This window comes from Chryseobacterium sp. C39-AII1, from assembly GCF_039672645.1.
Lineage (GTDB): Bacteria > Bacteroidota > Bacteroidia > Flavobacteriales > Weeksellaceae > Chryseobacterium.
The window spans coordinates 161,210-180,704 of sequence record NZ_JBDFPQ010000003.1; the positions used below are offsets into that span (position 1 = coordinate 161,210).

9 protein-coding genes are annotated in these 19,495 nt (G+C 35.2%); 3 read left to right on the top strand and 6 right to left on the bottom strand.

The features are described 5' to 3' along the window. Positions 1-153: 153 nt before the first annotated feature. The 6 genes from ABEG63_RS06445 to ABEG63_RS06470 all read right to left on the bottom strand — a co-directional run bounded on the left by ABEG63_RS06445 (position 154) and on the right by ABEG63_RS06470 (position 11,815). Positions 154-867, bottom strand: coding sequence for a 3-ketoacyl-ACP reductase (locus tag ABEG63_RS06445; protein ID WP_346583834.1), 714 nt, complete (start codon positions 865-867; stop codon positions 154-156). A 224-nt stretch (positions 868-1,091) separates the two neighbouring features. Beyond that, positions 1,092-2,675 carry a calcineurin-like phosphoesterase family protein gene (locus ABEG63_RS06450; protein ID WP_346583835.1) on the bottom strand — a complete coding sequence of 528 codons (1,584 nt, stop codon included), beginning with the start codon at positions 2,673-2,675 and terminating at the stop codon, positions 1,092-1,094. 46 nt (positions 2,676-2,721) lie between these two features. Further along, a complete protein-coding gene (locus ABEG63_RS06455) occupies positions 2,722-4,170 on the bottom strand; it encodes a SusD/RagB family nutrient-binding outer membrane lipoprotein (protein ID WP_346583836.1) in 1,449 nt (482 codons plus the stop codon). Between the two features lie 7 nt (positions 4,171-4,177). Further along, complete coding sequence (locus tag ABEG63_RS06460; protein WP_346583837.1) at positions 4,178-7,156, bottom strand: SusC/RagA family TonB-linked outer membrane protein; 2,979 nt, start codon at positions 7,154-7,156, stop codon at positions 4,178-4,180. 605 nt (positions 7,157-7,761) lie between these two features. Beyond that, positions 7,762-8,508 (bottom strand): glycerophosphodiester phosphodiesterase family protein, encoded by a 747-nt coding sequence (locus ABEG63_RS06465; RefSeq protein WP_346583838.1) that lies wholly within the window; start codon positions 8,506-8,508, stop codon positions 7,762-7,764. Positions 8,509-8,713: 205 nt separating this feature from the next. Beyond that, positions 8,714-11,815: a carboxypeptidase regulatory-like domain-containing protein gene (locus tag ABEG63_RS06470; protein ID WP_346583839.1), complete on the bottom strand. Its 3,102-nt coding sequence runs from the start codon at positions 11,813-11,815 to the stop codon at positions 8,714-8,716. Positions 11,816-12,057: 242 nt separating this feature from the next. Between ABEG63_RS06470 and ligA the strand changes: the two genes are divergently transcribed. From ligA to ABEG63_RS06485, 3 genes are all read left to right on the top strand, one after another. Then, complete coding sequence (ligA, locus tag ABEG63_RS06475) at positions 12,058-14,064, top strand: NAD-dependent DNA ligase LigA (RefSeq protein WP_346583840.1); 2,007 nt, start codon at positions 12,058-12,060, stop codon at positions 14,062-14,064. Between the two features lie 159 nt (positions 14,065-14,223). After that, positions 14,224-16,803, top strand: coding sequence for a T9SS type A sorting domain-containing protein (locus ABEG63_RS06480; protein WP_346583841.1), 2,580 nt, complete (start codon positions 14,224-14,226; stop codon positions 16,801-16,803). A gap of 207 nt (positions 16,804-17,010) precedes the next feature. After that, positions 17,011-19,494 (top strand): T9SS type A sorting domain-containing protein, encoded by a 2,484-nt coding sequence (locus ABEG63_RS06485; protein WP_346583842.1) that lies wholly within the window; start codon positions 17,011-17,013, stop codon positions 19,492-19,494. Position 19,495 lies beyond the last annotated feature (1 nt).

Consider the following 19,495-nt stretch of genomic DNA (forward strand, 5'->3'; position numbering starts at 1 on the left):
GCGCGGCAGCTTCGCTGCCGCGCCGAAACTGAAGCAAAAAAAGCGAGTAGCGAAAGCTGGAAATAGCTCCTAAAAAAAATCATAAAAATAAAAGCGAACCGAAGTCCGCTTTATATATTTAAACTAATTTCTACAATCTAGTTTTTGCTTGAATTAAGGATTTGTAGAAAAAATAGAACCATTGGCAATTAAAGCTCTTCTGTTCATTTTCAAAATATCTCTTACCCATTCTGCAAAATCTTCAGGTTGAAGAACTTTATCAGGATTTCCATCTGTTAAACCTCCTTGAATCGACATATCCGAAGCAATGGTGCTTGGCGTTAACGTAATTACTCTAATATTTTGTTTTCTCCATTCTGCCATCATAGACTGAGATAAAGAAACGACTGCTGCTTTTGACGCTGCATACGCAGACATATTCGGTCCGCCTTTCAAACCTGCTGTAGAAGACACGTTTACAATATCACCTTCACCTTTTGCTTTCATGAAAGGATGAACGGCTTTAGCGGCATAATACACTCCGAAAAGATTGGTTTTAATTACCTGCTCCCAAGTTTCAGAAGGCATATCTTCGATAGAACCGAAATCACCAATTCCTGCATTATTGATTAAAATATCTACACCTCCCAACGTTTCTGCCAATGCGTTGATACCAGCTGTTACCTGAATTTCATTATCAACAGAAAAAACTGCATAAGCTGCATTTACACCCAATTTCTGGATTTCATCAACCGTCATTTTAAGATTTTCTTCGTTTCTTCCCGTAATGCCAATATTTACCCCTTCATTTGCCAATGCTAAAGCAACCGCTTTACCAAGCCCTCTTCCACCACCTGTAATGATGGCATTTTTTCCGCTTATATTCATATTGATAGTATTTTATTCGTGGTGCAAATTTACGAAAGGGATTTTAAAGGAAAGAAAACAGATAAATGAAAAAGCCTATAATCATTATTAAATTTAATTTTAAATCAAAAAATGCTTCGACTTTGCTCAGCATGACATTGTTAATAATAAATCATATTCAAAATAATAAAAACCGACTTCATCTGAAGTCGGCTCTATTGAAAGTATAGTAAAAAAAATGAAAACTAAGGAATAAGAATTGAGTTTTGAACCTCAAAATCCTCCGCCCCTGAGAACTGATTGCCGTACATATCCGTCGCTCTTACCTCAACTTTGTGTTTTCCTAGTGTTAATTTATTTCCAAATCCTCCTTCCCAGATGTGCTTAGACATTTCAGGGTTGGAAGGTCTTCTGCCCGGGAACAGATTTTGTGTAGAATCCCATTTGAATACAGACAGAGCAAAATTTGGGTCAATGGTTTCGTTATAATCCATTGTTTCCCATTTTCCGCCGTCTATTCTATATTCTACTTTGTCTTTTTTGCTTCCCATAAAAAAATTTGCCAAAACTTTAGCCGAAGTTTTTGATGGGTAAGGAATGACTTTCGGAACATACAATTTGATCTGATAATCTCCCGGTTTTCCGGCCGTTTTATAAGAAACTTTGTACTGATTATCATTAAAACTGATGAAAGAATATCCTTTCGCCGTTCCGTCTCTCATGGTAGAAGTCGGCAATCCTGCTTCGTCTGAAGTTCCAGACCACCAGTCGCCACAAGTAGTTCCTACATTATATTCATGAAGATCTTTCGCACCATTCCAACCTGCTTTTTTTCCGTAAAAAATCTGCTGTTGAATATGTGTGTGAGCTGATAACAACAATGCATTCGGGAACGGACTTAAAAAATCGAACAATTTCTGACGATCTGCATTTCTGAAATTATCTTCATTCGTATGCTCCAACGGAATATGGAAAGAAACCACAATCAGTTTATTTTTATCAACCAATTTCAAATCGTTTTCGATAAACTGCAACTGATCTTCACGGAAACCGCCCCAATACCCTTTTCCATCTCTCGGATCGGGATACAAAATATCATCTAAAACGATGAAGTGAACATTTCCATAATTAAAAGAATAATTGGCAGGGCCGAAAGTCGCTTCAAAAGTTTCATCAGACAGATAATCTTCTTTAGCATCATAATTCATGTCGTGATTTCCCATCACATTATACCAAGGCAGCCCGATTTCTTTCATCACATCGGCATAAGGTTTTTGCAGGCTTAAATTATCTCCCACCAAATCACCCAGCGTAATGCCGAAAACGGTATTTTTTTTCGTCGTTTTCACTTCATTCACAATCGCTCTTCTAAAATAATCCAGCTGCTTTTCCGTGTAAGGCTGTGGATCTCCGAAAACCAGAATATCGAAGTTTTTATTTTCATTTTGTTTATGTAAAGCAAAATTGACTTCTTTCGGAAGTTCACCCGTTGGCGCAGTTCCTTTATATTTAAAATCTGCAGGAGACCCCTTTGGTTTATACTGATAATAATATTGCGGCAAATTATTTCCGTTCAATGCCACCTGATAACCTGAAGGCTTGATTACAAAAACCGTTTGTCCATCTTGGATTGGCAGGCTGTATCTTCCGTTTTTATCAGTTAAAACCACTTGCGCACCGTTGGAAACGGCTACGCCTTCAATTCCTTTTTCACGGTTTTCTTTTTTCTGATTTTTATTAAGATCTGCAAAAACATACCCCGAAACTGAAGCCTGAGAAAAAGCCATCGCTGAAATCAATAGGCTTGGCATTAAAAATTTTATATTCATGTTGATTTTTAAAATAATTAAGATTAAATAATTGATAAATTGAGGATTACTGATTCCACCACATTTTTGTGTTGATGTTGTCACCGCCCATATTTTGAGAAGCCGTGACATAATTATCATAATTCTGGACTTTTGTTACCGTAGGATAAGGCATTCTCTGAGGCATTTTAGCATCATTCATCAGGCCTCCGTTATTCGGCAACACAGGGAAACCTGTTCTTCTCTGCTCGTACCATTGCTGATGATCTACAAAGAAAAGCGCCACATATTTTTGAAGCATAATTCTTTCCAAAGTGTTATTGTAAGCCACTTTAGGATTTGTGAAATAGTTTGCCGGAAATGTCGCTCCCCATTGTTCTACAGTTGCCTTCACTCCGTTTTCATAGAAAGTCTGAGCGCTTCCTGTAATAATTCCTTTATAAGCCAATTCTGCCAGGATAAACTGAAGTTCAGCATACGGCATCACCAAAATTTTCAATGGTGCTTTTGCTAAATTCTGATTTAAATTAGATGGCTGATAATCAAAACTTGTTCCCAAAGCATATCCGGAAGGCGCACCTTTGTAACCAATATTTGCATTTCCGGGAATTGATTTTGCCTGTGTAAAGAACAAACTCAATCTAGGATCATTATTATCAACCAAAGTCTGAGTAAAGAAACCTCCCGAAGCCCTGTAAGCCGTAAAATCCTGAGGTCTGGCAATCGGTGGCAATAACGGCGCAACTCCAGAAATATCCAATGTTGCTCCATCGGCATTATTCTGAAAAATCGGATGCCCCGTAGGATCATTTACAATTTCATTAATTCTTTCATTCACGTTAACTTCTCCATTTTTCTTTAAAATTCTTGTTAGCAATCTTAATGAAAGAGAATTACAGAATTTTTTCCATTTTATAATTCCTGCGGTGCTGGCGTTAGCCTGAAAGAAAATATCGCTTTCACTCAATGTTTTTGTAGTGTCGAAAAGGGTATTTGCTTCTTTCAAATCATCCAAAAGAAACAGATAAATATCTTTTTGTTTATCATATTTCGGTCTCATGATTCCTTCTTCAAGACGCAGAGCTTCAGTCATCGGAACATCACCAAATGCATCGGTAAGATTCGCCATGATCCAGGCATTCAAAACCTTTGAAATAGCCAGATAATTGTTATTATTCTCTTTTTTTGCAGCTTCGTTCAGTTCTTTTACCTGTTTAAGCCATTTATAACTCGTATTCCAATAACCGTTTCCTGTACTTTCTGTAAGGTAATAACGACTTACCGTAGCCCCTTCATTAGGAAAAGGAAGTGCCACCTGCATAATATCAAAAGTGAAATCATCTGCCCTGTTGTATCCGTAAGATCCCATTTCATACTGAATCGGAACCAAAAAACTTCCCACAGAAGGTTCTTTTATTTTGCTGGTATCTGTGTTGATCTCTTCAAAGCTTCGCTCACAAGAATTAAAGCTGAAAACTGAAAGTGCAACAACGGTTGATAAAAATATTTTTTTCATGATGATCTTAGAATTTTAAATTTACTTGAAAACCGACAGTTCTTGCCGATGGCAGCTGACCAATTTCAGCACCCGGCGTAATCGTAGAATCGTTAAGCGCGGCAACTTCCGGATCGAACATTGGGAATTTCGTCCACATCCAAAGGTTTTTACCGAAAACGGCTAACGTAAGCTCCGTTAATTTCAAAGGAGCAATCACATCTTTTGAGAATGAATACGCAATTCTTGCATCTCTTAGCTTGATGAAGGAAGTATCAAAAGTATTGGTTTCTATATTTGCTCTTCTGTAATAATCAGCGTAATACGCTGATAAACCTACCGCTTTAGTATTCGGGCTATAAGTTCCGTCTGCATTTTGGATCACACCTTCTCCCACGATCATTCCGTTTGGATTATCTCTTCCCATTAATGTATGTTCAAGCTTACCTTGCTCAGACATTTTGTGATGGGTTTGAGAATATGCCATTCCACCATATTGCCCATCGAAAGAGAAGCTGATCTGCCAGTTTTTAATTTTAAAATCATTCTGGAAACCGGCTCTCCATTTCGGGAAAGCATTTCCTACTTTTTCTACTCTGTCGGGTCTTGCAGGAAGACCTGTTGTTTGATCATACACGACATCTCCGTTGGCATTTCTTACTAATTTAAATCCATATAAATCTCCTAAAGAACCACCAACACTCGCATTATAATACAATACACCCGCAACTGTGGAAATTGTATAGTAACTTTCACCCGCAAATTCTTCAGGTAAGGTTAAAATTTCGTTTCGGTTTAAATTCCAGTTTGCTGAAATATTCCAGCTGAAATTTTTTGTTTTGAAAGGCATCGCATTCAAAGTCATTTCAAGCCCTCGGTTTCTTACTTTTCCGGCATTAATAATTCTGTTGGAATATCCGGATTCTAATAATGTAGGAATTGTAATAATTTGATTATCGGTATCATTCTGATAAAGCGTTACATTATAACTCAATCTGTTTTTCAACACAGAAAAATCCATCCCAGCTTCAATATTCGTATTGTCTTCCGGCTTCAATAAAGGGTTTGGATAAGTTCCCGGTGTTAAAACCGAACCAACAAAATCGCTTGGTGTATAATATTTATCTAGCTGGTAAGGAAGCCCTGCAACTCCTACTTTCGCCCAAGAAGCTCTTAATTTCCAATAATTAAAAGTCGGACTTGATAGTTTGAATATATCTGAAAGAATAAAACTCGTACTTACCGACGGATAAAAGAATGATCTGTACTGAACGGGAAGTGTGCTGCTCCAATCATTTCTTCCGGTTACATCCAAGAATACTAAATTATCATAATTTGCACTCACCAAACCATATACTGAATTGGTCTGCTGATCGTTTGGTCTCGGAACTTTTGTAATTAAAGAAATGGCGTTATTCAAACTGTAATCTCCCACAACTTTCAATCCTTCCGCACGGTAATCATTCATCACATATTCATTGTAACGAATACTTGCTCCGGCGTTGGCTGTAATATTAAATTTGTTGAAATCTTTTTTATAGGTGAATAACAAATCATTATTAAATTCATTATTCCTTATATATTGTTCTCTATAAAACCCTTTCAGGTAATTCGCAGAGCTGTAAGGTCTTTTTGTTGTTCTTTCCTCATCTAGCATTTCGATTCCTGATCTTAACATCAAACTGAAGTTTTTGCTAAAATCATACGTTGCCGAAATATTTCCCGTGATCATTTTTTTCTGAACACCATTCAGCATTTGATAAGCAATTAAATAAGGATTATCAATAAAACTACTGAACGGGTGAATCTGGTCTACCTGATCCTGCCCTGGTTTCCAAAGAGGTTTATACCAATTTAAATCCACATTCGGATTCTGGAAGATCATGAAATAGGAAATCGACTGGTTATTGTAGCCTGTCGCAGGAAGGTTATCACTTTTCGTATTGGCGTAATTGAATTTTGTGGAAACTCTAAACTTATCCGTCACTTTATGATCCAATGAAAACGCTACATTAAAACGGTCGAATCCTGTATTAGGCATCATCCATTTATTGTCTAAATACGTAAGGGAAGCTCTGAAACTCGTTTTTTCCGTACTGCTTTCCACTGAAACATTGTTGGAAGAGGTAACACCCGTTTCCCAAAAACCTTTGATATTATCGGTATAAGGTCTCCACAATTGCCTTGTTGCACTTTGTCCTAAAAGATTAGGATCATACTGAAAATAATACTGTCCGTTGAATTTCGGACCGAAAGCACTACTTGTTCCTCCCGTACTTACGCCATCTGCAGAAGCTCCGTAAGAATAGAAAAATTCTCCGGCAGAATTTTTGGCCAACGTTCCCTGACCGTATTCATATTGATAATCCGGCCATTTTAATACAGAATCGTAGCTTAATGAAGAGTTGAAGGAAACGCGAAGTCTTCCGTTTTTACCCTTTCCTGATTTTGTGGTTACCATTAACGCTCCGTTCGCCGCTCTTGATCCGTACAATGCAGCTGCAGAAGCTCCTTTTAGTACCGTTACCGATTCAATATCATCGGGGTTGATGCTGTTAAGACCATTTCCCAAGTCAATAGGAAGATCTCCTCCGGTTCCGGCGCCGTATGCTGCAGTTCCCGTTCCTGTGGTTGAATTACTCAAAGGAACACCGTCTACTACTATAAGCGCGTAGTTTCCGTCTAAGCTGAAGGATTTTTCTCCTCTTAAAGTAATTCTTGAAGAACTCAATGGTCCAGCTCCCGCCGTTTGAATTTTTAATCCGGCTACACGACCTTCAAGACCCTGCGCCCAGTTGTTGTTTTGAATGTTTTCAAAAATCTCAGAATCTACTTTTTCAGCAACGTAACCAAGGGATTTATCTTGCCTTTTAATTCCCAAAGCCGTTACCACCACCTCATCAATGTTTTTAATAGTGTCTCTTTTAGCTTTCTGCTGAGCCGCCAGATTGACGCTGACTAATCCTAACAGCGACAAAACCAGCAACTTTTGTGTCTCTTTACGCATATCCAATTTGTTTGCGCAAAATTAAAACGACATTACGGCTATGGTTTTAACATCGTTTTAACATTTATTAAAGAATTATTAAACGACATATTAATTTATTATTAATCAAATTACATACATATTTGGTTAACAATAGATTAAAATAATTAAGCATTTTTAATACAAATGGTTAACATTATTTATCTAACTTTATCATCCGGCTCTTGTTAAATACCACATTTACAGGTTAAATAAATATATTTCAAATGGTTAACACTTAACCTATCTAAAATTAGAGCGTTTTTTAATTATTTTAAATGAAATTCAGTTAATTTAAAATCTATTTTTCTTTTGTCTTAACACAAAAGAAACAAAAAGTCAAGACTTGGAAACTGAATGCTAAAAATTAAAATTCAATCCTAAAATTCCCAAAACTTGCGCGAATTCAAAGTTTTTTCTTCGATTCTAAATTTGTCTCGCGCATCGAACAGTGGGAATTTTTTAACGGATTACTATTTAATTTTCTTAACGCTTCATTTTCCAAAGTCATTTTAATTTTAAGAAAAGAAAAAAGTTTGCCTCAAAAAGAGACAAACTTTAAAAGAATAATATAAAAGACGTATTTGTTATTTACCTTTTAATTGATCAGGAATATTTGTAGTAACAAATGCTATCCCTTGTTTTTTCAGTTCTTCATAAACTGCAGTATCATTTACCGTCCATGCATTTGTGATTAAACCAAGCGCTTTAGCTTCAGTAATCCAAGTCGGATTTTTCTGGAAAACGCTGTAGTGATAATCTAAACCATCCAATCCTTCACTTTTAATCTGCTCAGGAGACAATTCACCGTTTAAGTATTGTACTTTATATTTCGGTTCTACTTTTTTGATTTCTTTACAAACATTTAAACTGAAAGAAATAAACTGAGTTTGCGCATCCAGCTTCATATCTTTCACCATTTTAATGGTTTTCTGAACGATTTCGTTTTCCAGCTCTTTTGTTTTAGCTGGCTTTATTTCGATGATTAATTGTAGAGCCGCATCTTTTTTCCCTTGCTTTAAATAATCTTTCAGCGTAGGAAATTTTTCTCCGTTCGACAATTTATCTTTTTCCAACGTTTTGAAAGTTTCATCAGAAATTTCCAATTTTCCGTGGTGCTCATCATGGTTAATTACCAAAACTCCATCCTTCGTCATTCTCACATCAAATTCAGATCCGTAGATTCCTAATTTCTGAGCATTTTCTAACGACTTGATCGAGTTTTCCGTGGTCGCGGGCTGCGATTGGAAATAGCCTCTGTGCGCGATAATCTGGGTTTGTGCCTTCATTGCAACTGTACTTAAAACTGCTAACCCTAAGATAAAATTTTTCATAATATAAATTAGATATTTAAATTAAAAGTCTTTCAACTTTCAGATAAAGGTAATTAAATTAATGGGAATGGCGAATTTTGATCTGTTAACAAGATATCAATTGTGAATTTCGCTTCGCGAGTCAATGGTCAATTTTGCTGTATAGTTTTAAAATTCACTATTAACCATTCATTATTGACTTCCAAAATCCATCATTCACCTACTTTTAGAAAGAATATTTCGCTCCGATTTGAATTTGATAAGGATTTCCTGACAATGGTTCCAAACCATTTGTATTTCTTACATATTCAAATTGTTTTGTTGCCGAGTTGAATTTAGTAGCTCTGTAAAGCGCCATATTTCCGTACGATTTATTCACCCCCCATTCTTTATTCAACAAATTCGCCACGTTGAAAATATCTACAGAAAGTTCAAATGCTCCGATTTTATCAAACTTAATCTTCTTCGCCACACGAACGTCCCAAACTCCGTAGAATCCGTTTTTACCACCGTTTCTTTCCGCAATATTATTATTGTATTTTGTGATATAGTCTTTCAATGCTTTCCCCACTTCAGGATCATCAACCAAAGACTGCGTAAGATTCGGGAAAATATACGCCAGATCATTAGAATCTACGAAATCTCCGTTGATATTTCCACCTGCCATTAAAGAAAAACGTGTTCCACCAATTCCTGAATATCTTAAACCTAACGTAAATCCTGCAATTGTAGGCGAGTTACCATAAATAACCACTTTATTTCGGAACTGACTGTCAGAATAGGTCATTCTCAAGTTTCTAGGATCACTTTCCACCGGCGTAAATAAAGTTGCTGAATTTGCCACGTTTCCGTTGTAAGATGTGTTATCTCTGATGTCTGACCAAGTATAACTTGCCGTGATTTCTCCATCTCTCCAATAACGGTAACTTGCATCTGCTACAAACGAAAACTGATTTACCTTTCCATCACTTACCAACTCCAATACTCTTCCAAAATTTTTGTTGATTCTTCCATCTTTCCAGTTTAGAGTAACTGTGTTGTTGGGATTATTGGTAATTGCAGTTTCCGGAACATAAACCCCTCTTCCACCTTCATTATCAAGCGTGATAAAAGGTGTCGTAACCATGTTTCTGTCGTAATAGAAATAATTGTTTCTACCTAAAGCCACATATCCAGCAATTCCCGCTCTGAATCTTTCATTAAAGAAATGCGTGTAAGAGAAATTCGCTTTGTACACAATCGGAATTTTAGCATCTTTTCCTGTATAATTAATGGTCGGAAGCTGATACTGTGATAAAGAAGGAACGGTGCTATAATCGTTTCTATAATTGATAAAATCTGGTGTAAGACCAATTTGCGAAGGATTTACATCTACGGTTGCCAAATGTTTCCCATCAAACACCAAATTATTGATAATCATATAATTGTTGATATCTGAAGAGAAAATACCTGCTCCGAATTTCAGGAAGTCTTTGTTTTCTTCATTTACATTCCATTCAAACTGGAATCTTGGCTGAATCACGAAAGATTTAATCTTATAATCTGTACGGATTCCCATTTCGTCATATAATTTCTGGTTTAATTCAGCTTTCGGATACCCTCCGTAATCCAATCTCAAACCTCCCATGAAATCAAGACCTTTTGCAATTTTAGTCTGAAACTGACCATACACCCCGATATTCCAAATAGCTGATTTTACAGAAGGATCATCCATTAAAGGAACTTCTCTGTAATATCTGTTGGAAACCAGATTATTGAAAGCATCCATCCCCTGATAATGGAATCTACCGTTCACCTCACTTCCATAAACCGATCTTGCTTGTGTATACATTAAGTCAGCTCCGAAAGTATATTTCACTTTATCGGTATTGTAATATAAGTTATCTACAATCTGGAAAACATGATTTCTAAAGCTTTCCTGCCCGAAACGGTGACCTCCAATCTGAATGCTGGTGGTTTTGGTACTTCCGTCATAGATTTTTGAGGCAACTCCCTCTACGATAGCTCTTGGAACCGGATGACCTAACTCATCATTCTGATAACTGTCCTGAAAAGTATATAAATATTGTCCTTTTAATTCGTTGGTTATACTCGGTTTAATATTAGACCTCAAGGTTAATAATAAACTATTATCTAAGTTTTTATCACTTGCATACGATTCAAAGAAATTGATTGCTGTGTTATCGCCCAATCCATTTTTGTTTAAATCGTAAGTAAAGTTGTTTCTTAACGTCAATAAATGTTTCTCATTAATCTGCCAATCTAAACGTAAAAATCCAGCATCTGAGTTTCTTACTCTATCAAAAGTTCCAAACTGTGGTGTATTTCCAACTCCATATTTTGCTCTTGCGATATCTAAAAACTGGTTCAGCGTTTGAGTCGTTACATTAAATCTTGCTTCATCAGCATCTGATCTAACATCAGCAATAATCAACGGTCTTGAATCCAGCTGATGATCCCAAGCCGCGAAGAAGTGCAATTTGTTTTTTATAATAGGACCTCCCAAAGAGAAACCAAACTGAGAAGTAGAGAAATCATTCTGTCTCTTATTTCCACGAATATCATACGGACTCGAAAGCCAGTTGGTTCTTAAATATTCCCAAGCACTTCCTGAAAACTTATTCGTTCCCGATTTTGTTACTGCACTCACCGTACCACCACCGCTTCTTCCCAGTGTAACATCGTATTGGTTGGTAGTAATTTTAAATTCACGAACCGCTTCAATAGAAATTGAAAAAGGAGCACCACTCCTACTGGTTGTAGAACCTGCAGAAGTCGGGTTTTTCGCCGTCATCCCATCAATTGTAAAGTTGGTGGAAGATCCTAGCTGACCCGATAAATTTCCGCCTTTTCCACTTAACGGAGAAAGCTCTGTAAGGTTGTTGAAATTTCTTCCGTTTACCGGTAAAATTCCGATATTTTTAGCTGTGATTGCCGTTGCAGCACCTAAATTCCCGATCTTATTTTTAAGATTTCCGGTAATAATTACTTCTTCAATTTTCTTCTCCTTGCTGTCACCCAAATTAAGGTTTACCGTTACCTGATCTCCAAAGTTTACATTATAACCTTCTTTTTTTTCATCATTCACAATCACCGAATAAGGCCCTCCCAAGGGAATTTCTTTGAAAATATATTCCCCTTTGGAATTGGTTTCCGTTTCTGTTTTGAATCCCGTAGACTCATTCACAATCGTAACTTTCACCTTTTCCTGAGCCATACTTCCGGCAGCAGTTACTTTTCCTACAATCGAAGCCTGTGTTGTCTGTGCATACGCCAGTGTTCCAAAGCTTAAAAATAATAATCCTAATACAATCTTTACTTTTCTCATGTCTTCAAATTAGCTGAGTGCAAAGGTATCACGACTTTTACCCGCTCCCTTTTAAGTGAATTTTAACATTTTTTAAACAATTTTAAAACTTTATGTTAACGTAGTTTAAACATTAAATTTATCCCATAGATACTCAGTTTATTAGAATATGTTACACATTTTTAATTTTATCACAATATTTAATTCTCATATTTTTTAAATGGAATTAGTTTAGTTATTTTTGCTCAAAAGATAGAATTACAATGTCTGAAAACATTCAACAAAAAATAGAAGAACTTCGCAAAGAGCTTCATCAGCATAATGAAAATTATTACCTTCTCGATATGCCTACCATCACAGATTATGACTTCGATATGCTACTCGAAGAACTTCGTGATTTGGAAGCAAAACATCCTGAATTTTATGATGAAAACTCTCCTACCGTACGTGTTGGCGGTGGAATTACAAAAGTTTTCCCGACCGTTCAGCATAAGTTCAGAATGTATTCTTTGGATAATTCTTATGATTTTGATGATCTTGAAGACTGGGAAAAAAGAATTATTAAAACCATTGATGAGCCTGTAGAATTTGTTGCAGAATTGAAATATGACGGTGCTTCGATCTCTATTTTATATGAAAACGGGAAATTAGTTCAGGCGGTAACGCGTGGTGACGGTTTTCAGGGAGATGAAATTACGGGAAATGTTCGAACCATTTCTGATATTCCGTTGAAATTGAAGGGTGATTTTCCTGAACATTTCTTTATGCGTGGTGAAATTTATTTAACAAGAAAAAATTTCGATAAAATCAATAAGCAGCGTGAAGAAGAAGGTTTAGACCCATTTATGAATCCTCGAAATACTGCAAGCGGAAGTTTGAAAATGCAGGACAGCGGTGAAGTGAGAAAACGCGGACTGTCTTCTGTATTGTATCAGTTTATTTCAGAAGATATTCCGGCAGAATCTCATTGGGAATTGCTTAAAAAGGCACAAGGCTGGGGTTTTAAAACGTCTCAACAGGCAAAATTGTGTTCTACTTTGGATGAGGTGAAAGAATTTATTAATTTCTGGGATGTTGAAAGACATAATTTACCTTTTGAAATTGACGGTATTGTTTTGAAAGTCAATTCATTAAAACAACAGAGACAGCTTGGATATACGGCAAAATCTCCACGTTGGGCAATGGCTTATAAATTTAAAGCAGAAAAAGTAGAGACCGAACTACAGAGCGTTTCTTACCAAGTTGGAAGAACGGGTGCGATTACTCCGGTTGCTAATCTGAAGCCGATTTTATTAGCCGGAACGATTGTAAAAAGAGCATCTTTGCATAATGAAGATATCATCAAAAAGCTTGATTTGCATGAAAATGATTTCGTATACGTAGAAAAAGGTGGCGAAATTATCCCTAAAATCGTTGGCGTAAACACAGAAAAAAGAACTGACGAAAGCAAAGAAATAGAATACATCAAAAACTGTCCGGAATGTGGAACAGAGTTGGTGAAAATTGAAGATCAGGCAATTCATTTCTGCCCGAACGATTTGCATTGTCCGCCGCAGGTTGTGGGAAGAATGATTCATTATGTTTCCAGAAAAGCTTTAAATATTGATAATTTAGGTAGCGAAACGATCGAACAGCTTTACAGAGAAAGGCTGATTGAAAATCCTGCCGATTTTTACGCTTTAACGAAAGAACAAATTCTTCCGTTGGAAAGAATGGCGGAAAAATCAGCCCAGAATATTATTTCGGGAATTGAAAAATCAAAAGAAATTGCTTTCGAAAAAGTATTGTATGGAATTGGCATCAAACATGTTGGAGAAACGGTTGCTAAGAAATTAGTTAAAAACTTTTCGACCATTGATGAACTGAAAAATGCAACCGTAGAAGAACTTTGTCAGGTTGAAGATATCGGAACCAAGATCGCGGTAAGCATCGTTGATTTCTTTGCCAATTCTGAAAATATCCTGATGATCGAAAGACTAAAATCTTACGGCGTTCAGCTGGAAAAAGGAGAAAGTACGAACGAAGTTTTATCGAATGTTCTGGAAGGAAAAACGTTCCTTTTCACCGGAAAATTATCTTTATTCACAAGAGAAGCAGCGGAAGAAATGGTGGAAAAACACGGCGGAAAAAATATTTCGGCGGTTTCTAAAAATTTAAATTTCTTGGTTGTTGGCGAAAAAGCAGGAAGCAAACTGAAAAAAGCACAAGACATCGGAACGATTGAAATTTTGGATGAACAACAGTTTTTGGATCTTGTTGAGAAGCAATAAAATTTAATTGATATAAAAACTTTTAATTGAGCCGTTGAGATTATTTCTTAATGGCTTATTTTTTAGATTTAGAAATAAATTTTCAGAAAAAACTGCAACCTTTTCATTTTTATTCATCTTATAAAAAAGTGTAAACAAAAACAATAAAAAACTAATTATATGAAAAAAATCTATCTATTCTCTTTCATATTAATGCTTTCGGTATTGCATGCGCAAATTATTAATATTCCGGATGCCAATTTGAAAGCAAAATTATTAAGCAATGGCGCAACCTACAATTCAGCTGGAAATATCATTAATGTCGACACTAATAACGATGGAGAAATTCAGTTAACAGAAGCGCAATTGGTGAATAAAATTGTCATTAATATGAACAATTCGATCACTAATTTTAATGGCCTTGAAAACTTTCCGGTACTTAAAGAATTACAGATAATAAATCCAAATCTCCCAAATTCCACAACGACTTTCAGTAATTATCCTGCGCTGCAAAAGTTTAAAATTTCGGGAGGAACAATGGGAAACATTGGTATAGAAAATATAAATTCTTTAATAACGATTGAGATTTTAGCATGGTCGAGCTCTTTAACCATAGAAAATACATCGGTACAGGAAATAAGTTATGAGGGAAATCTAAATTCACTAGACATAATCTCTTCTCCTGATGTAAAGAAATTCAAACTGGGCAATACACAGATTTCTTCTTTAAATCTGACAAATTTACCTATTTTAGAGGATGTAAACATTACACAAAATAGCTTGCTTTCACACATTAATTTTACCGGAAGTACTGCATTAAAAAAAATTGTTGTAGCCAATAATCATCTTAGTACTCTTACAATTCCCAATCCTTCTATCGTCAATCATTTGGATATTACAGGAAATATTTTTCAATCTTTTGATCCTACTATTTATCCTTCAATTTTGAACTTTTTTGCGAGTGGAAACCAATTAACGAGTTTGAATTTCAGTTCGAACCCTTTGCTTTATCAATTATTTATTTCTGAAAATCAACTTTCTACACTAACGTTCAACAATAATGCAGGTTTACAATATATATATGCAGGCAACAATCAATTGCAGAATATTGATTTCACACAGATTCCTTTCTTAAAAAATATTCAAATTCATAATAATCTGTTCAACACCATTGATTTTACTAAAAATTTCTCACTGCTTACATTCGATTGTTCCAACAACCCGAATTTACAGGTGCTTCTCATGAAAAACGGAATCGACAACTACAGTGGAATGGGTTCTTACGGATTTGCAAATACTCCACAATTGAAATATATCTGTATCGATCCTGAAGAAATTTATATGCTAAATGCTCTTTTATATCAATATAATCAAACAAACGTTGTGGTAAATACATATTGTACTTTTACGCCAGGTGGCATTTCTTATTTAACTGAAGGAGTAACAAGATATGATGCTGACGGAAACGGATGTGATAATGGTGATGCTTTAAAACCATTTCAGAAATTTAACATTCTAAATAATACTGGATGGGGTACAGCAATATCTGATGCTACTGGGGCTTATAAGATGTATCTTTCTCCAGGAACAAATGTGGTGTCTCCATTGTTAGAAAATCCTTCTTATTTTATAGTTTCACCATCCTCAGTGAACATTAATTTTCCAAATCAACCAGCTCCTTTCATTCAAAATTTTTGCTTAACCGCCAATGGAACCCACAATGATTTAGAAACAGTAATTATTCCTGTTACAATTGCCCGTCCTGGATTTGAATCTAAATATAAAATCATTTATAAAAATAAAGGAACAACAACACAGTCAGGAAATTTATCATTTAACTATAATGATAACGTGGTAAATTATCTAAGCGCGACAAATGCTCCAAATTCACAATCAACAGGATTATTAAACTGGAATTTCACCAATCTTCTTCCATTTGAAACAAGAGAAATTACGGTAACTGTAAAATTGAATACACCTACGCAAACTCCAGCTTTAAACGGAGGAGATATTCTTCATTATACCGCACAAATAAACGGAGCAACAGATGATACACCTTTGGACAATACGTTTACTTTAAACCAAACGGTTGTCAACTCTTTTGATCCGAATGATAAAACGTGTCTGGAAGGAACTTCAATTACACAAGCAAAAGTAGGAGATTACGTTCATTATTTAATCAGATTTGAAAATACAGGAACTGCGAATGCACAAAATATTGTGGTAAAAGATGATATTGATATTAATAAATATGATTTATCGAGTTTAGTCGCCTTGAATGGAAGCCATAGTTTTGTAACAAGATTAAATGGAAATTCTATAGAATTTATATTCGAAAATATTCAGCTTCCTTTTGATGATGCCAATAATGACGGCTATGTTTCATTTAAAATCAAAACAAAATCTACATTGAATATGGGTGATAGTTTTAGTAATTCAGCTAAAATTTATTTTGATTACAATCACCCAATTATTACCAATACATACACTACTACGGTTCAAAATGTGTTGGCCACTTCTGAAATTAGTAAAAACAATGATACTTTTACTATTTATCCGAATCCTGTAAAAGATATTCTACATTTTAAATCTAAAACAGAAATTGTAAAAGCAGAAATTTATGATGCTACAGGAAGAATTATTACTTCTGCAAATGTGAAAGAAAATTCAATTAATATTTCGGAGCTTTCTAAAGGAAATTATATTATTAAAGCTTTCACAAAAGATAAAACATTCACTCAAAAGTTGATCAAGAATTAATTTAATTCAAAATTATATATCAAAGACTGTCTTTTTAGGCAGTCTTTTTTAATTGAAAAATAAAATTTTCAACTTGATTACAAATTCACAATACCTTTAAATACATTTCAAAAATTCATCAAGAATTATTTTAAATAAAAACTAAATATTAATTTTCATTAACAATACAAATTTATTTGTATATTTATCAAACCAAATCACCAAACCATGAAAAACATCTACCTCTTTGTGCTATTTCTTGCACAATTTACCATCAACGCTCAAATTGTTAACATCCCAGACCCCTATTTTAAGGCAAAATTGCTTTCAGCAACTCCCACCAACCAGATCGCCAGAGACATCAACGGAAATTATGTTGTAATTGATACCAATAATGATGGCGAAATTCAGGTTTCGGAAGCATTGGCAATAGAAGATCTTTCGATTTATAATAATTATTATCAGGCTCCGGTTTCCACCTATCAGATACAGTCGGTAGAAGGAGTGAAAGCATTTGCCAACCTTAAATTTCTTACCTTATCGAGCTTTGCCAATTTAACTTCCATCGATGTAAGTGGTTTGAATAAGTTGGTTTTAGTGTCTTTTGATGACAATCCTAAAATGACTTCGGTAAATTTTACCGGCTGTCCTATTTTGGAATCGATTTATGTAAAAAATTCAAAGCTGACGCATTTAGATGTTTCCAACTTACCTAAGCTTAATATTCTTGACTGCTCGGGAGGAGATATTCAAACCATTAATTACACAGGAAGCTCTACATTGAAAATGTTTTCATGTAATAATAATGAAATTTCCAGCATAAATTTTGCCCCGATCCCTAATTTAATAAGCCTTAATATTTCACAAAATAACCTGGCAAATTTAGATATAAGCACTCTTCCACTTCTTGAAAAGCTTACATGCTCATTCAATCAGCTTACGACTATTAATTTTCAGAATAATCCGAAAATCACTTATCTTGAAGCGAGCAACAATCTTTTTAAAACGTTGAATTTAAGTTCTATTCCGTTATTGAATTATCTGAGAATAGCCAACAATCAAATTACCTCAATTAATTTGGCGCAGGTTCCCTTATTACAGACTTTAATGATGAATAACAATCAGTTGACAACGTTTGATATCACTCAAAATTATAACATCCAGTCTATGATTATTTCTGATAATAATCTTCAGAGCATGTTTCTGAAAAATGGAAGAAACAATGTTCCAAGTTTCAATAACAACCCAAATATCAGCTACATATGTGCTGACGAAGGTGAAATTCCTTTTGTATTAAATGCCAATACGGCATACGGCTATAATAATGTTACAATAAACACATATTGTTCATTTACACCGGGAGGAACCTATTATACCATTCAGGGAAATACAAAATATGATGAAAATAATAACGGTTGCGATCCTAATGATTTGAGCAAAGCTTTCCAAAAGTTCTCGGTTGTTGGAAGTGGAGGCATAGGAAATATTATTGCTGATGCTTCCGGAAATTACACCGTACCTGTAAGTTCTGGCTATCATACGATAACGCCGATTGTGGAAAATCCAGCTTATTTTTCGATTTCTCCAACTTCTGTAGGTGCTAATTTCCCAGCCCAGGCAAGTCCGTTGACTCAAAACTTCTGTTTAACGGCCAACGGAACTCACAACGATCTTGAAGTGGTGATTATTCCGACTGTAGCTGCTGTTCCCGGATTTTTTGCTAAATATAAAATCGTTTATAAAAATAAAGGAACTACAACGCAATCGGGCAATTTAACGTTTACGTACAATGATAATCTTTCTGATTTTGTTGAATCTTCCGTTGTTCCTAATTCACAATCTTCAGGTCTTTTAAGCTGGAATTTCACCAACCTTCAACCTTTTGAAACGAAAGAAATAATTGTGAAACTGGAAATTAACACACCGACAGATACTCCTCCGGTAAACGATGGCGATATTCTTCATTACACAGCCCAAGTCAGCGGCACAACAGACGATACGCCATTGGACAATACATTTACACTCAATCAAACGGTTGTAAATTCTATGGATCCTAATGATAAAACTTGTCTGGAAGGCGCTTCTATTTCACAAACTCAGGTGGGAGATTATGTTCATTATCTGATCAGATTTGAAAATACAGGAAGTGCTAACGCTCAAAATATTGTGGTAAAAGATGTGATTGACGGTTCTAAATTTGATATCAATACATTAATTCCTTTAAGCAGCAGTCACAATTTTGTTACAAAAATCACGTCTCCAAATGTGGCGGAATTTATTTTCCAGGGCATTCAGCTTCCTTTTGATGATGATAATAATGACGGATATATTTCATTTAAAATTAAAACAAGATCCATCTTAACGAGCGGCGACAGTTTTAGTAATACTGCTAATATTTATTTCGATTATAATTATCCAATTATTACAAATACGTACACGACTACGGTTGAAAGTAAATTATTAAGTACATCAGAAATTAAAAACAACCAAAATATCATCACTATTTATCCAAATCCAGTAAATGATATTTTATATATTAAATCTAAAGCTGAAATTCTTAAAGCTGAAATATTTGATGCCGCGGGAAGAATTTTACAGACAGCATCACCAAAACAAAATTCAATACATGTTTCTGAACTTTCTAAAGGAAGCTACATCATAAAAATGACTTCTAAAGAGAATGTAACCACTCAGAAATTCATAAAAAATTAGT

Coding starts and splice junctions, on each gene's coding strand:
- ABEG63_RS06470 (WP_346583839.1), bottom strand. CDS start 11,815: ATGAGAAAAGTAAAGATTGTATTAGGATTATTATTTTTAAGCTTTGGA.
- ABEG63_RS06465 (WP_346583838.1), bottom strand. CDS start 8,508: ATGAAAAATTTTATCTTAGGGTTAGCAGTTTTAAGTACAGTTGCAATG.
- ABEG63_RS06455 (WP_346583836.1), bottom strand. CDS start 4,170: ATGAAAAAAATATTTTTATCAACCGTTGTTGCACTTTCAGTTTTCAGC.
- ABEG63_RS06460 (WP_346583837.1), bottom strand. CDS start 7,156: ATGCGTAAAGAGACACAAAAGTTGCTGGTTTTGTCGCTGTTAGGATTA.
- ABEG63_RS06445 (WP_346583834.1), bottom strand. CDS start 867: ATGAATATAAGCGGAAAAAATGCCATCATTACAGGTGGTGGAAGAGGG.
- ABEG63_RS06485 (WP_346583842.1), top strand. CDS start 17,011: ATGAAAAACATCTACCTCTTTGTGCTATTTCTTGCACAATTTACCATC.
- ABEG63_RS06480 (WP_346583841.1), top strand. CDS start 14,224: ATGAAAAAAATCTATCTATTCTCTTTCATATTAATGCTTTCGGTATTG.
- ABEG63_RS06450 (WP_346583835.1), bottom strand. CDS start 2,675: ATGAATATAAAATTTTTAATGCCAAGCCTATTGATTTCAGCGATGGCT.
- ligA (WP_346583840.1), top strand. CDS start 12,058: ATGTCTGAAAACATTCAACAAAAAATAGAAGAACTTCGCAAAGAGCTT.